Here is a 15,290-nt window from a genome sequence, read left to right on the forward strand (position 1 = left end):
GTGATGCGCACGCCGTGCCCGAGTCGTTCACAGCCGCAGAACGCGACGGCCTCGTGGATGGACGGCAGCCCGAACGCCTCGCCCGCGTGAATCGGTCGGCGACCGGTAGCAGCAGTTCGTGCAGGGCCGCGTAGTCCAGGCCGGATTCGGCGCGGATGCCCTGGCAGCGCAGCACCCGGAAGTCCGCGGCCTGGTCGAGCGCGGCGCGCAGCAGGGCGGTCTTGCCGATCGCTGGATCCCCCGACAGGATCAGCGCCGCACCGCGGCCCGAACGCGCCGCCGCGAGAACGCGATCCACGTGGATGCGTTCTCGTTCCCTCCCGTAGAGCTTCAGGTCCTCCCACACATTCGGGAAATTTAGTCTAGCTAATAGCGTGCAACCAAGCCCTCCGCAAGTAACTGGCACAAATTGTCCCGAATGACGCAGATCACAAGATCAATAGGAGCAATTCAATTAACGCGCAACCGAGTTCGCGCGATAGAAAGGCCCCTTATCGCGACCGTCGAAGTGAAAAGCACCCGAATAGGTTTCGGCCGGGCGGCCCGCCGATCAGCGGAAGATGGTCATGTACCAGAGCCCGTCCGCACCCTGATCGCAGCTCCACCGCCAGCCGTCCTCACCGCGCAGCAGCACACCGCCGGACTGGAACTGACCATTGTTTCCGTCCGCGGCGCAGCCGTCGAGCGAGGAGTAGCTGCCGTCCACCGTCAGGGTCTCCGCGTGCGCCGTCGCCACGCCCGCCCCGAGGATACCGACGGTCGCGGCGGCGAGTGCGAAAGTCTTGAACATTGTGCGATTCCTTCCTTTTCGATCACCACCCGGCGATCGATTCGGAAGCAATTCCACCGCATCGATCATGACCGTTTCATGACCGCGCGAAAACGTGTGGCGCACTGCGGAAAACACCGCGCCCCGGGTGAGAACACCCGGGGCGCGGCACGTTTCGACAGGGTCGCGAACTCAGTGGCGGCGCTTGGACCGATCCGCCTTGGACTGCGCCCGGGCCGCCTCGCGACGCTCGCGGCGGGTGCCGCCCTGGGCGTCGTCGGCGCCGTACTCGTCGCTGTCGCTGCGCACGGCGGCGTGGCCGCCCTCGTCCGGACCGCTGTAGGACAGCCCGCGCGGGCCCGACTCGTCGATTCCCTTGGCGCGCAGGGCCGCCGGAGCGCCGTTGCCCGCCTGCGCCGCGTCCTCCTGGGTGGGCAACGGGCGGTTGCCGACCGGCGACTGTAGGCCCGCGGCCACGTTCACGCCCACCGGCTGCGGCTGCTGCACCTCGACCTGCAGGTTGAACAGGAAGCCGACCGACTCCTCCTTGAGGCCGTCGAGCATGGCCGCGAACATGTCGAAGCCCTCACGCTGGTACTCGACCAGCGGGTCGCGCTGCGCCATGGCGCGCAGGCCGATGCCCTCCTTGAGGTAGTCCATCTCGTAGAGGTGCTCGCGCCACTTGCGGTCCAGCACGCTCAACAGCACCTGGCGTTCCAGGTTGCGCATGCTGCCCTCGCCCGCGAGACCGTCGATCTCGGATTCGCGTTTGTCGTAGGCGGAATGCGCGTCGTCGAGCAGCGCGTCGAGCAGTTCCTCGCGGCCCAGGTCGCCCGCCTCGCCGGCCTCGACCTCACCGGTGAGGTCCTTGGCGTCGACGCCGATCGGGTACAGCGTCTTCAGCGCGCCCCACAGCTTGTCCAGATCCCAGTCCTCGACGTAGCCGTCGGCGGTGGCGCCGTTGACGTAGGCGGTGATCACGTCGGTGATCATCTCCTGCACCTGGCCCTCCATGTCCTCGCCATTGAGGATGCGGGCGCGCTCGGCGTAGATCACCTTGCGCTGCTGGTTCATGACCTCGTCGTACTTGAGGACGTTCTTGCGGATCTCGAAGTTCTGCTGCTCGACCTGGGTCTGCGCCGACTTGATGGCGCGGGACACCATCTTGGCCTCGATCGGCACATCGTCGGGCAGGTTGAGCCGGGTCATGATCGACTCCAGCGCCGCGCCGTTGAAACGCCGCATCAGCTCGTCGCCCAGCGACAGGTAGAAGCGGGACTCGCCCGGGTCGCCCTGCCGGCCGGACCGACCGCGCAGCTGGTTGTCGATACGCCGCGACTCGTGGCGCTCGGTGCCCAGCACGTACAGGCCGCCCGCCTCGCGCACGGCCTCGGCGTCCGCGTCGACCTGCTGCTTGACCCGGTCCAGGGTGGCGTGCCACTGGGCCTCGTACTGGTCGGGGGTCTCCACCGGGTCCAGGCCCTGCCGGCGCAGCAGGATGTCGGCGATGATGTCCGGGTTGCCGCCCAGCACGATGTCGGTACCACGACCGGCCATATTGGTGGCGACGGTGACCGCGCCCGGGCGACCCGCCTCGGCGACGATCTGCGCTTCCTGCTCGTGGAACTTGGCGTTCAGCACCGAGTGCGCGATGCCGCGCTTGGTCAGCAGCTTGGACAGGTACTCCGAGCGCTCGACCGAGGTGGTGCCGACCAGGACCGGCTGGCCCAGCTCGTGCTTCTCCTGGATGTCGTCGGCGACCGCGGCGAACTTGGCCTCTTCGGTCTTGTAGATCAGGTCGGACTGATCCTGGCGGACCATCGGCTTGTTGGTCGGGATCGGCACCACGCCCAGGCCGTAGGTCTGGTGCAGCTCGGCCGCCTCGGTCTCGGCGGTACCGGTCATGCCCGACAGCTTGTCGTACAGGCGGAAGTAGTTCTGCAGCGTGATGGTGGCCAGCGTCTGGTTCTCCGGCTGGATCTCCACGCCTTCCTTGGCCTCGATGGCCTGGTGCATGCCCTCGTTGTAGCGGCGGCCCACCAGGATTCGGCCGGTGAACTCGTCGACGATGATGACCTCACCGTCGCGGACGATGTAGTCCTTGTCCCGGGTGTAGAGCTCCTTGGCCTTGATGGCGTTGTTCAGGTAGCTCACCAGCGGCGAGTTCGCGGCCTCGTAGAGGTTGTCGATGCCCAGCTGGTCCTCGACGAACTCGACGCCCGCCTCGTGCACACCGATGGTGCGCTTCTTGATGTCGACCTCGTAGTGCAGGTCCTTCTTCAGCAGCGGCGCGATGCGCGCGAACTCCGCGTACCACTTCGAGGAGGCGTCGGCCGGACCCGAGATGATCAGCGGGGTGCGCGCCTCGTCGATCAGAATCGAGTCGACCTCGTCGACGATGGCGAAGTTGTGCCCGCGCTGGACCAGATCGTCCAGCGTGTGGGTCATGTTGTCGCGCAGGTAGTCGAAGCCGAACTCGTTGTTCGTGCCGTAGGTGATGTCGGCGGCGTAGGCCTCGCGGCGCTCGGCCGGGGTCATGCCGCCCAGGATCACGCCGACCTCGAGGCCGAGGAAGCGGTGCACGCGGCCCATCCACTCGGAGTCGCGCTTGGCCAGGTAGTCGTTGACGGTGACGACGTGCACGCCCTCGCCGGAGATGGCGTTGAGGTAGGCGGGCAGCACACAGGTCAGGGTCTTGCCCTCACCGGTCTTCATCTCCGCCACATTGCCGATGTGCAGAGCGGACCCGCCCATGATCTGCACCTTGTAGTGCTTCTGGTTGAGCACTCGCCAGGACGCTTCCCGCGCGGTCGCGAAGGCCTCCAGCAGCAGCTCGTCGAGGGTCTCGCCCTCGGCGTAGCGCTGCTTGAACTCCGCGGTCTTGGCCTGGAGCTCGGCGTCGGAGAGCGCCGTGAACTCCTCGTCGAGGGCGATGACCTCGTCCGCCAGGCTTGCCAGCCGCTTGACCGTGCGACCTTCACCAATCCGTAGCAACCTTGAAAAACTCAGCGCAGGCACGGGTCTTGTAGTCCTCTGGTCGGTGTTGTCGGTAGCCCCCACCATGGCGGAAGGCCTGCGCGCGGGCGCGCATTCACAAGCCATGGTAATCCGGCCCCCATCGTAGGTGCTGAACTGCGCACGGGACTGCCCGGGCGCTGAGGAGAAGCTGTGAAAACGCGACGGCCGCGGCACTGCTCCCGACCCTCGGCGAACGCCCAGCGAATGGCCTTGTGGCCCGGGCTGATTCGAGACCCCTGACGTACCATGTAGGGGATCCGGCGTGCGGCGGTCCGCGTCCGCGCACCCGGAGCGACGGCACCGACGCCGGTGCGCGATCTCGGGCAGTGCGGCCCATCCATTCCCCCAGGTGATCGGATTGCGATAGCTTTCCTGCAGGCGGCTCGTGCCGCGTGAAAGCCGGCGCCACGGCAGGGGGAAAACTGCGGGGCGCGGGCAGGAATAAGGGAGTAGCGGGCAGCGTGATCACCAGACTGACGCCGCAGGACGCGTCGTTCTACCGGCTGGAATCCAGCAGCAACCCCATGCACATCGGCTCGCTGGCGATCCTGCGCAATCCCACGCCGGCCGGTAATTCCGGGCCGGGGCCGCTGGATTACGACCGGCTGGTGTCGCTGGTCGAGTCGCGGCTGCCGCTGGTGCCGCTGTACCGGCGCAAGGTGCGGGAGATCCCGTTCGCGCTGGGCCGCCCGATCTGGGTGGACGACAGCCACTTCGACATCACCTACCACGTGCGGCGCTCGGCGCTGCCCGAGCCGGGCACCGACGAACAGCTGCTGGACCTGGTGGCCCGGCTGGCGTCGCGCCCGCTCGACCCGAGTCGCCCGCTGTGGGAGATGTACCTGGTCGAGGGCCTGTCCGAGGGCCGCTGCGCGATCTTCACCAAAACCCATTCCGCCCTGGTGGACGGCGACAGCGCGCTCGAGATCGGGCATGTGATCCTCGACACCTCGACCGCGCCCCGCGAGGTCGCCGACGACGCCTGGGTCGCCCACCGCGAACCCGCCGAACTGGAACTGCTGCTCGGCGCGGTCGCGCACCTGGCCACCCAGCCGCGCGAGGGCCTGGAGGTGGCCCGCCACCATGTCGCCGAGGCCTTCGCCATGGTCGACGCCACCGGAAAGGCCGTGGCGAAGCTGGTGTCCATGGTCCGCACCGCGGCCATCGGCGCACCCGACAGCCCCCTGAACACCCGCACCTCCCGCAATCGCCGATTCGAGGTGGTGCGCACCGATCTCGAGGACTACCGCAAGATCCGCAAGCGGTTCGACTGCTCCATCAACGACGTGATCCTCGCGGTGGTGACCGGCGCGCTGCGCAATTGGCTGCTCTCGCGCGGGCAGGTGCTGACCGAGGCCGACGCGCTGCGCGCGGTGGTCCCCATGTCGGTGTACGCCGACGGTCCGCACGGAGAGCTGAAACCCGCGGGCGAGGTCACCTCGCTGCTGCTGGATCTGCCCGTCGGCGAACCGAATCCGGTGATCCGGATCGAGCACATCAAGCACGCGACCGAGGCGCACTCCCGCCATCAGCGCGGGGTGCGGGCGCGCACGCTGGTGCACATGGCCGGATTCGCTCCGGCGAGCCTGCATGCCATGAGCGTGCGCTCGGCGAGTACTTTTGCAGAACACACGTTCAATCTGGTGATCACCAACGCGCCGGGTCCGCAGCAGCCCATGTACATCGGCGGCGCGCGGATGCTGGAGATGTACCCGGTATCGCCGTTGCTGCGCTTTCAGGCTCTGAGTATCGGGCTCACGTCCTACGACGGGCGGGTGTTCTACGGACTCACGGCCGATCGCGACGCCATGGCCGATATCGCGGTGCTGACCGCTTCGGTGCACGAGTCGATGGAGGAGATGCTCGGTGCCTGCGTCCAGTGAGTCGTCCGCCGTATCGAAGAAGCTACGGGTCTACGTCCCGGCCACGGTGCCGATGCTGCGGGAACTGGTGCGGGACCGGGAGATCCGCGCGCTCAACGACACCGCCTTCGCGGTGACCCCCGCCCTGCGCGAGGCCTACGCCTCCGGTGACGACGAGGAACTCGCCGAGGTCGCCATGGCCGAGGCCGCGCGCGCCTCGCTGCGGCTGCTCGCCGAGGAACAGGCCGCCGCGGACCTGGGCGGCGAGGACGTCGGCGACGAGGCGGGCGAATCCGCGCCCCGCGGCCCGATCTTCCGCCGCGCGGTGATCGCCGCCGACGTGACCGGCGCGACCCTGCGCCCGGACCTCGACGACGCCGTGGTCCGGCTCTCCGCCGCCATCCCCTACGACCGCATCGCGTCGATCCACGTGGACCTGGCCGAGGCCGAGTCCGAGGTGGCCAAGGCCGTCGAGGTCATCGACGCCGCCGACATGGGCGACGCGGACGCCGAATTCGTCCTCGGCGACGCCGAGGACCACCAGTTGGCGTGGTACGCCGCCCAGGAACTTCCGTTCCTCCTCGATCTGCTCTGACCATCCGGCGAAGCCCGCCCATCACCGCCCTCGATCCGAGCCCCCGGTTCGCGGAATCGGGGGCTCGGGAGCTTCGAGAGGTACTCCGAACCTACGATGCCGTAACCTGGCTGTGATGGTTGCCTGTCACATGGGCAGCCGGTGCGCGACGAAGCGCTGACCAGCGTGCACGACGACAGAAAGCTTCTGGGATATGGCATCGAAGAGTGGCGGATTCTCCGTGCGAGGACTGCGCGAATGGCTGGAGGCCCCGGTGGCCGAAGGCGGGAACGCCGGGCGGACTCCGCTCGACGCCCTGCGCGGGGCCGCGGCCCGGATCACCACTCCCCTGCTGCCCGACGACTACCTGCACCTGGTGAACCCGCTGTGGTCGGCGCGCGAGCTGCGCGGCCGCATCGTGGAGGTCCGCAAGGAGACCGCGGATTCGGCCACCCTGGTGATCAAGCCCGGCTGGGGCTTCGACTTCAAGTTCTCCCCCGGCCAGTACATCGGCATCGGCGTGCTGGTGGACGGCCGCTGGCACTGGCGCTCGTATTCGCTGACCTGCCCGCCGGATTGGACCGGTGACGACACCCACAAGGGCCGCCGGCTCATCTCCATCGCGGTGAAGGCGATGCCGGAGGGCTTCCTGTCCAGCCATATCGTCTCCGGCGTCCCGGCGGGCACCATCGTGCGCCTGGCCGCGCCCCAGGGCGGTTTCGTGCTGCCGGATCCGGCGCCGCGCAAGGTGCTGTTCCTGACCGCCGGCTCGGGCATCACCCCGGTGATGGCCATGCTGCGCACCATGGATCGCCGCGACGCGGTGCCGGATGTGCTGCACGTGCACTCCGCCCGCACCCCCGACGACGTGATGTTCGGCGACGAGCTGCGCGAATTGCACGACCGCCGTCCCGGTTTCACCGCCCACCTGCACCTCACCGGCGAGAACGGCAAGTTCGCGCTCGCCGATCTGGACACCGTGTGCCCGGACTGGCGTGAGCGCGAGACCTGGGCCTGCGGCCCGCTGCCCATGCTGGACGAGATCGAAAAGCATTGGGCCGCAGCCGGTATCGAGAACAAGCTGCATGTGGAGCGGTTCGAGATCGAGCGCAGCGCCACCGCCGAGGGCGGCACGGTCACCTTCGCCAAGGCCGGCCGCGCCGTCGAGGTGGACGGCGCGACCACGCTGCTGCAGGCCGGGGAGAGCGCGGGCGTGCAGATGCCGTTCGGCTGCCGCATGGGCATCTGCCAGACCTGCGTGGTGACCGTGACCGAGGGGCATGTGCGGGATCTGCGCAACGGCAAGGAACACCGCGCCGGGGACAAGATCCAGACCTGCATCTCCGCGGCCGCGGGCGACTGCACCCTCGAGGTCTGACCGACACCGCCTCGGGCCCGACCCACACCGCACCATGTGAGACGCCCCGCCCGAGAACGGCTACCCTCGATAGCAATCGAGCCTGACCGGCCCCGTTCGGGGCCGCCCATCCGCGCAGCGGTGCGAGGCAGATCAACCACGGAAGGACCTGCCGGTGGCCATCACCGACATCAAGGCGTTCGCCCATCTGACGGCGGCCGATATCGAGACTCTGGGTCAGGAGCTCGACACCATCAAGCGCGATGTCGAGCATTCACTCGGCGAGCGTGACGCGCGCTACATCAAGCGCACCATCGCCGCGCAGCGGATCCTCGAGGCGGCCGGTCGCGCCACCCTGTTCGCCTCGAAGAAGCGCTGGGCCTGGCTGACCGGCACCGCCCTGCTCTCGGTCGCGAAGATCATCGAGAACATGGAGCTCGGGCACAATGTCAGCCACGGGCAATGGGATTGGATGAACGACCCGGAGATCCACTCCACCACGTGGGAGTGGGATATGACGGGGACGTCGGCGCAGTGGAAGGCCGCGCACAACTACTCGCACCACATGTACACCAACATCCTCGACATGGATGACGATCTGGGCTTCGGCATCCTGCGCATGACGCGCGACGAGGAGTGGAAGCCGATCAACCTGGTGCAGCCGGTCGCGAATCTGTTCCTGGCCGCGCTGTTCGAGTGGGGCATCGCGCTGCACGATCTGGCCGCCACCAAGGAGCAGATGGGCATCCCGCCGAGCCAGATCTTCCCGCCGCGACACATCGTCAACGAGCCGAACAAGGCGTTCTGGCGCAAGGCCGGTAAGCAGATCGCCAAGGATTTCGTGATCTACCCGGCGCTGACCGGTCCGGCGTGGAAGTCGACGCTGAAGGCCAATGCCACCGCGAACCTGGTCCGCAATCTGTGGGCCTACGCGGTCATCTTCTGCGGCCACTTCCCCGACGGCGCGGAGAAGTTCACCGAGGAGCAGTTCGAGAACGAGACGCAGGGCGAGTGGTACCTGCGGCAGATGCTGGGCAGCGCGAACTTCGACGCGGGACCGGCCATGGCGTTCATGAGCGGCAATCTGAGCTACCAGATCGAGCACCACCTGTTCCCGGACCTGCCGAGCAACCGCTACGCGCAGGTGTCGGTGAAGGTGCGCGAGCTGTGCGACAAGTACGACCTGCCCTACACCACGGGCTCGCTGGGCAAGCAGTACCTGCTGGCGTTCCGCACCATCCACAAGCTGGCGCTGCCGGACCAGTGGCTGAGGCGGACCGCCGACGACGCGCCGGAGACCTCCTCGGAGCGCAAGTTCGCGGGCATCTCACTGCCGGCGTGGAACGGTTCGGAGTGGCTGGCCGAGCACAACAAGTCCGGCGAGTGGCTGGCCGTGCACAACGCGTCGGAGTGGCTGGCCGAGCATCAGCCGAGCTGGGGCCTGGATCCGGAGACGGGTGCGCGGCGCGGGCTGCGGTCGGCGTTGCAGGAGGCCAAGGTGGTGCTCAAGGAGAAGGCCGCGCACGAGAAGCAGGTGCTGCGCGAGGCCAAGGAGGCGCTGCGCGAAAAGGCTTTGGCGGAAAAGGCTTTGCTGACCGAGAAAGCTCAGCGCGAGGGCTGGTTCTCGCGTAAGCTTCGCCGCAATCGCTAGCAGACGCACGTCGCGAAAACAATGCGGTATTCGACACGGTAGAGATTCGATCGTCGCAACCTACGGGACCGTAACCTACGGTACTGTAACCAGCATGGCGATCTCGGATGTCAAGGAATACGCGCACCTCACCCCGGAGGATGTCGAAGCGATCGGGGCGGAGCTGGACGCCATCCGCCGCGAGGTCGAATCATCCCTGGGTGACAAGGATGCCCGTTACATCCGCAATGTGATCCGTCTCCAGCGTGGCCTCGAAATCAGTGGCCGCACAGTGCTTTTCGCTAGTCTGTTCCCGCCCGCGTGGCTGGCCGGCGTCGCCCTGCTGGGCACCGCCAAGATCATCGAGAACATGGAGATCGGCCACAATGTGATGCACGGGCAGTGGGACTGGATGAACGATCCGGAAATCCACTCCACCAAATGGGAATGGGACAATGCCGGCCCGTCCGAGCATTGGAAGATCACCCACAACTTCCTGCACCACAAGTACACCAACGTGCTGGGCATGGACGACGACATCGGCTACGGCCTGCTGCGCGTCACCCGCGATCAGCGCTGGTCGCCGTTCTACCTCGGCCAGCCCGTGTACAACCTGCTGCTGCAGATGTTCTTCGAATACGGCGTCGCGATCCAGCACCTGGAGCTGGGCAAGGTCGCCAAGAAGAAGTGGGCCCCGGGTTCTCCCGAGCGGATCCAGTTCGAAGCCGACCGCAAGCTGGTGCTGAAGAAGATCGGCAAGCAGGCCGCCAAGGACTACCTGATCTTCCCGCTGCTCACCGGCCCCGCCTTCCTGGGCACGCTGACCGCGAACCTGGCCGCCAACGTGGTCCGCAATGTGTGGACCAACGCGGTCATCTTCTGCGGCCACTTCCCCGACGGCGCGGAGAAGTTCACCAAGTTCGACTGCGACAACGAGACCCAGGGCGAGTGGTACCTGCGCCAGATGCTGGGCTCCGCCAACATCTCCGGCGGCAAGCTCATGCACTTCATGAGCGGCAACCTCTCGCACCAGATCGAGCACCACCTGTTCCCGGACATCCCGTCCAACCATCTGGCCGAGATCGCGGTGCGGGTGCGGGCGCTGTGCGAGAAGTACGACCTGCCCTACACCACCGGTTCGCTGCCGGTGCAGTACGCCAAGTCGTGGCGCACCATCATGAAGCTGTCGCTGCCCAACAAGTACCTGCGCCGTTCCACCGATGACGCTCCGGAAACCAAGTCGGAGAAGATGTTCGGCGGCGCCGCCAGCGTGGACCCGCGGACCGGCCGCCGCCGCGGCCTGCGCACCGCGCTGCAGGAGGGCCGCCGCAAGCTGGCCCGCCGCGAACCCGCCATGGCGGGCTAGTCACCAGACGACCGTGAACGCCTCCCACCGGACTCCCGGAGGGAGGCGTTTTCGCTGTGGAGGGCTGCCAGGATCGGCCGATCTCCGGCCTGGTTCACTGGATCGCGTGTGTTCCGAAGGCCCGATCAGCCCCCTCGAATGTCTGAGCGTCTACGACGCCATCAAGTTGCGTCGTGACGTCCGCGCCGAATTCACCGGCGAGGTGGTCGACGACGCCACCCTGCTGCGAATTCTCGAGGCGGCCCATCGCGCGCCCAGCGTCGGCAATTCCATGCCGTGGGATTTCGTGGTGCTGCGCGATCCGGGCACGCTCGGCAAGTTCGCCGACCACGTGGCCGAGAAGCGGCAGGAGTTCAACGATTCGCTGCCCGCCGACCGCGCCGAGACCTTCAATCCGATCAAGATCGAGGGCATCGTCGAGAGCGGCACCGGCATCGTGGTGACCCACAATCAGGCCCGCGGCGGCACCCACGTGCTCGGTCGGGCCACGGTACCCGAGACCGGCATCTACTCCACCATCCTGGCCATCCAGAACCTGTGGCTGGCCGCCACCGCCGAGGGCGTGGGCGTCGGCTGGGTGAGCTTCTACGACGAGCCCTTCCTGACCGGCCTGCTCGACCTGCCGCCCGGCGTGAAGCCGGTGGCCTGGCTCTGCGTCGGCCCGGTCCATGAATTCCAGCAGGTCCCGGACCTGGAGCGGTTCGGCTGGCGCAATCGCCGCCCGCTCGAATCGGCCATCCACTGGGAGCGGTTCACGCCGCGCTGCGACGACTGACCCCGGACTCGCGAAACCCCGATCCGCACACGCGGATCGGGGTTTCGTCGTTCAGCGGGATCGTGCCGCAGCCCAGGCCACAGCGATGTGAACATACGAAATTGCTCTATCGGTCACATGTGACCGACCGTGCATAGTTATCGGCCAGTTGCCGCGACCACGCTTGTGGCCGCCCGTCACCCCTCGGGTTCGGCCAGCCGCCGGGCCACCTCGGCGGCCAATTCCGCGCCGGTCGCCTCGCGCAGCGCTTCCACCAGGGAGGCGCGCAGGACGTCGTCGCGGGTGAGGAACCCGGCCGCGATCAAGCCTTCGATCGGGCTCACCCCGTAGGTGCGGCTGAACGCGATGACCGTTTCCGCGACCGGCGAGTCGACGCTCAGGTGCCGGGACACCCGCATCTGGTTGGTGCCCATCCGCGCGGCGATGGCGCGGTCACTGTCGCCGTTCGATACCGCCTGTTTCCACTCCCGGAAACCCACACCTCGATTGTGTGCCGGATGTGTTCCGCGCGGCAATCATTCCGAGTCGCGCGGCGGGTCCGGCCGAGTCGCGTGGCGGGTCGGCTCAGCGCAGCGCGTCGGTGGGGCGGTGCCCGATGACGGACACGTCGTCCAAGGTGACCACGGGATCCCCCGAGTCGTTCTTGCCGTTGATGGTGATGGTCCCGCTGAACTCGTCACCCTGCTTGACCGAATCCCGCACCGGTCCGGTGAGCTCCACTCGCGCCCCGTCGATGGTGTAGTACCGGGTCGGCTCGCCGTGTACGAACCCGAGCGTCCAGACCGCCGCGTCCGAATACACCAGCCCGTAGACGGGATACCGTTCCCCGACGTGGTGTCCGGCGTCGTGCAGCCGCAGCTTCAGGTCGGAGACCGGTTGCCCGCCCTCGGATCCGGTGGCCGGAAGAGGCAGCGCCGCAGCGCTTCCCGCCCCGGCGATCCCCGCCGCGAGCACGACCGCCGCGGTGCCGATCATCGTCCTGCCGCCCATGATCCGCCTCCGCCCAGCTCGTTTCCCCAGGGATACCCATTCGATGCCGGGTCGCCACCAAAGATTTTCGATCCGCCCGCCGGAAACCCCGTTCCGCTGTACCGGATCGGCGTCTCACCTGTGGGAAGACACATGTGTGCCGAATTCGGCGCCGCGGCGCATTCGCGTAGCGAACACCCGCGAGACACGGCCACCCAGCAGTCGCACCGGTGGCGCGGAAGCGTGTCGGCTAGACGGCTTCCAGCACCGACCGACCGACGGCGAGCGCCCTTGTTGACATCCTCTCCGGCCCGAGGGCCGGAGATTCCTCCTGCGACGCCTGAACGCCGCTCCGGTGGGTTCCTGCTTCACCGGGACGCGCCTACCGCTACGCGACAGGACTTACCATCCCTCCGCAGGCGTTTAACCTGTCCGCCCGTCCGGCGGCCAGGATATTGATCGCCGCGTTCACATCGCGGTCATGAGTGACACCGCATGTGCACGTCCATTCCCGCACATGCAACGGCTTGTTCTCCCCGACCGCCCCGCACACCGAACACAGGCGGGTCGAGGGGAAGAAGCGGTCCACCTTGGCGAACGTGCGCCCGTACCGGGCGGCTTTCTCCTCCAACATGCGGGTGAACACGCCCCACCCCGCGTCGTGCACCGACTTCGCCAGGCGGGTACGGGCGAGACCCTTCACGCACAAGTCCTCCACAAACACCGCTTGGTTGTCGCGGATGATTCGGGTGGAATTCTGGTGCGCCCAGTCCCGCCGCGTATCGGCCACTTTCGCATGCGCGCGAGCGAGTTTCACTCGCGCTTTGGCGCGATTTCTCGAGCCTTTATCCTTGCGGGACAGTGCTTTTTGCGCTTTCCGTAACCGGCGTTCGGCGTGGCGCAGGAAACGCGGCGAAGCGATGGTCTTTCCATCCGAGAGCACCGCGAACGTCGACAAACCCAGGTCGATACCGACCTCGGAATCCGATTTGGGCAACAGTTGATCGTCGGCCAGCACGACGAACGACGCGAAGTACCGGCCCGACGCGTCCTTGATGATCGTCACCGACGACGGATCGGACGGCAGGTCCCGCGACCACGCGACCCTCACGTCTCCAATCTTTGGCAGACGCAACTTGCCACCTATGGTGATCGCGAACCTCGAATTCTTGGTGAACCGGATCGACTGCCGATTGTCCTTGCGCGACCGGAACCTTGGCAGCGCGACCCGGGCACCCTTGCGTTGCCCGGTAACCGAGGCGAAAAAGTTGCGGTAGCCGGTATTCAAGTCCGCCAACGCCTGTTGCAGAACCACCGATGACACCTCACTCAGCCACGCACGTTCCGGGGTCTTCTTCACCTCGGTCAGCCGTTTAGACAGTTCGGCGTCGCTGATCCTCACCCCGACCGCATGCGCTTGCCGCCGGGCGTGGAGTCCGTCGTTGTACACCACCCGCGCGCACCCGAACGCCCGAGCCAGCGAATTCGCTTGGCCGGGCGTCGGGTAGACACGGAAGTTGTACCGCAGCTGCACAACCACAGATTAGCGGTGGCTTATGAGTGACAACAGCGAAATACGCACAGGTAAACACTGCGTTTTCGCACTCCACATGCGTAAAAACACGAGCACCCCGGACAACAGGCGACCGGGGCCTGTCCCGTGGCCCCGGTCGAAAAGGCGGATGTCCCGAGTACCGCGACTACGCGAGCCTGATGAGCCCGTAGTCGAAGGCGTGACGACGGTAGACGACCGACGGTCGGTCGGTCTCCTTGTCCTGGAACAGGAAGAAATCGTGGCCGACCAGCTCCATCTGGTAGAGGGCGTCATCGACCGTCATGGGTATCGCGGGGTGCTGCTTGGTGCGCACGACATGGCCGGGACCGGCGGATTCGCCTTCCATCGCAGCCGAATGGTCGTGGGCCTCGGATCCGTTGTCGGAGAACAGCGATTCGTCCACCAGACCCGCGGTCGCCTCCGCGACCGAGATCGGCGTCTTGTCCCCGTGATGCACGCGACGGCGATCCTTGAGCCGGCGCAATCGGCTCTCGAGCTTCTCGACCGCGCCCTCAAGGGCGGCGTAGAAGCTGTCGGCGCAGGCCTCGGCCCGTACGATCGGGCCCTTGCCCCGCGCGGTGATCTCGATCCGCTGGCAGAGCTTGCGTTGACGACGGTTACGTTCGTGAGTGAGCTCCACGTCGAAGAGGTAGATGGTGGGGTCGAAGCGCTCCAGACGAGAGAGCTTGTCCGCCACGTGAATTCGGAAATGGTCGGGCACTCCGCCCTCCCCCAGGGTCCTGCCCTTGACCACGACGTCCGCCGTGGTGGCCCGACTGGCTGATTCGTCGATGACCTCGTCATCGAGCAGCACCGTGGTGCTTGCGTTCTTCGCTGAGAGTCGTGAAGAAGTCGTCACGCGTACCTCCCGGATCTGGCCGCACAAGCCGCTCGTGCGGCGGGATTGAAACGTGTGCCGACCGATGGAACTCGCATCGGCACATATGTCCGAGGCGCCACCTCCAAACTTGCGGTTCGGGTGTCTGATCGCCAACCTAGTGCGCCAGCGACCTGTCCGCCAGTGTTCACGCAAATTTCGAAGAATCAAGCAGCGCAGGTAACCAGCACGGCACGCACGGCGATCCGCGCGGCGGTGAGCGCGCGGACCGATTCGGTCACCGTGGCACCGGTGGTCAACACGTCATCGATCACCACTACCTCGGCATTTGCCGGAAACAGGGCACTCGGTGGCCGGGTGGTGGCTACCATGATCCGCCCGTGCAGATTGTGCTGGCGATCGCGGTGCCCGAGGCCCACCGAGTCACGCACCCCAGGACCCATGCACAACACGCGTACCAGCCGGCAACCCGGTAGCCAACCCGCCGCGACGCGCGCGGCACGCACCACCGGAACGGCCGCCGCCGGATCGGCGAGAACGGCGGCGTGCCAGGCGGTTTCGGGTCCGTCGAAGGTGT

The 15,290-nt window shown here is 66.9% G+C and carries 13 protein-coding genes and 2 pseudogenes; 6 read left to right on the forward strand and 9 right to left on the reverse strand.

Annotated elements, in window-relative coordinates; translation table 11 throughout:
- From ACWELJ_RS28540 to secA, 4 genes and pseudogenes are all read right to left on the reverse strand, one after another.
- A pseudogene (locus ACWELJ_RS28540) lies at positions 1-95 on the reverse strand (hypothetical protein); the annotation flags it as partial.
- A 74-nt stretch (positions 96-169) separates the two neighbouring features.
- Positions 170-406: pseudogene (locus ACWELJ_RS28545) on the reverse strand (AAA family ATPase); the annotation flags it as partial.
- Between the two features lie 144 nt (positions 407-550).
- Positions 551-790, reverse strand: coding sequence for a hypothetical protein (locus ACWELJ_RS28550; protein ID WP_452369214.1), 240 nt, complete (start codon positions 788-790; stop codon positions 551-553).
- Between the two features lie 171 nt (positions 791-961).
- Positions 962-3,787: a preprotein translocase subunit SecA gene (gene secA / locus ACWELJ_RS28555; RefSeq protein WP_452369215.1), complete on the reverse strand. Its 2,826-nt coding sequence runs from the start codon at positions 3,785-3,787 to the stop codon at positions 962-964.
- Positions 3,788-4,248: 461 nt separating this feature from the next.
- Between secA and ACWELJ_RS28560 the strand changes: the two genes are divergently transcribed.
- From ACWELJ_RS28560 to bluB, 6 genes are all read left to right on the forward strand, one after another.
- Complete coding sequence (locus ACWELJ_RS28560; RefSeq protein WP_452369216.1) at positions 4,249-5,670, forward strand: WS/DGAT/MGAT family O-acyltransferase; 1,422 nt, start codon at positions 4,249-4,251, stop codon at positions 5,668-5,670.
- Positions 5,654-6,244, forward strand: a complete 591-nt coding sequence (locus tag ACWELJ_RS28565) for a DUF6912 family protein (RefSeq protein WP_452369217.1) — start codon at positions 5,654-5,656, stop codon at positions 6,242-6,244. Before ACWELJ_RS28560 ends, ACWELJ_RS28565 begins: the two co-directional genes overlap by 17 nt.
- A gap of 193 nt (positions 6,245-6,437) precedes the next feature.
- Entirely contained in the window at positions 6,438-7,601 is a 1,164-nt protein-coding gene (locus tag ACWELJ_RS28570; RefSeq protein ID WP_452369218.1) for a ferredoxin reductase, read from the forward strand.
- Positions 7,602-7,755: 154 nt separating this feature from the next.
- A complete protein-coding gene (locus tag ACWELJ_RS28575; RefSeq protein WP_452369219.1) occupies positions 7,756-9,231 on the forward strand; it encodes a fatty acid desaturase family protein in 1,476 nt (491 codons plus the stop codon).
- Between the two features lie 94 nt (positions 9,232-9,325).
- Entirely contained in the window at positions 9,326-10,576 is a 1,251-nt protein-coding gene (locus ACWELJ_RS28580; RefSeq protein ID WP_452369220.1) for a fatty acid desaturase family protein, read from the forward strand.
- A 142-nt stretch (positions 10,577-10,718) separates the two neighbouring features.
- Positions 10,719-11,351 carry a 5,6-dimethylbenzimidazole synthase gene (gene bluB, locus ACWELJ_RS28585; RefSeq protein WP_452369225.1) on the forward strand — a complete coding sequence of 211 codons (633 nt, stop codon included), beginning with the start codon at positions 10,719-10,721 and terminating at the stop codon, positions 11,349-11,351.
- Between the two features lie 176 nt (positions 11,352-11,527).
- Here bluB and ACWELJ_RS28590 read toward each other — a convergent pair whose 3' ends face one another.
- From ACWELJ_RS28590 to ACWELJ_RS28610, 5 genes are all read right to left on the reverse strand, one after another.
- Entirely contained in the window at positions 11,528-11,830 is a 303-nt protein-coding gene (locus ACWELJ_RS28590) for a helix-turn-helix domain-containing protein (RefSeq protein ID WP_452369221.1), read from the reverse strand.
- An 85-nt stretch (positions 11,831-11,915) separates the two neighbouring features.
- Positions 11,916-12,341 carry a hypothetical protein gene (locus ACWELJ_RS28595; protein ID WP_452369222.1) on the reverse strand — a complete coding sequence of 142 codons (426 nt, stop codon included), beginning with the start codon at positions 12,339-12,341 and terminating at the stop codon, positions 11,916-11,918.
- Positions 12,342-12,708: 367 nt separating this feature from the next.
- Positions 12,709-13,854 carry an RNA-guided endonuclease InsQ/TnpB family protein gene (locus ACWELJ_RS28600; RefSeq protein WP_452369223.1) on the reverse strand — a complete coding sequence of 382 codons (1,146 nt, stop codon included), beginning with the start codon at positions 13,852-13,854 and terminating at the stop codon, positions 12,709-12,711.
- 166 nt (positions 13,855-14,020) lie between these two features.
- Positions 14,021-14,686: a ribosome hibernation-promoting factor, HPF/YfiA family gene (gene hpf, locus ACWELJ_RS28605; protein ID WP_452369226.1), complete on the reverse strand. Its 666-nt coding sequence runs from the start codon at positions 14,684-14,686 to the stop codon at positions 14,021-14,023.
- A 233-nt stretch (positions 14,687-14,919) separates the two neighbouring features.
- A partial coding sequence (locus ACWELJ_RS28610; protein ID WP_452369224.1) for a ComF family protein occupies positions 14,920-15,290 on the reverse strand: 371 nt, incomplete at its 5' end.

The organism is Nocardia sp. NPDC004582 (genome assembly GCF_053602115.1).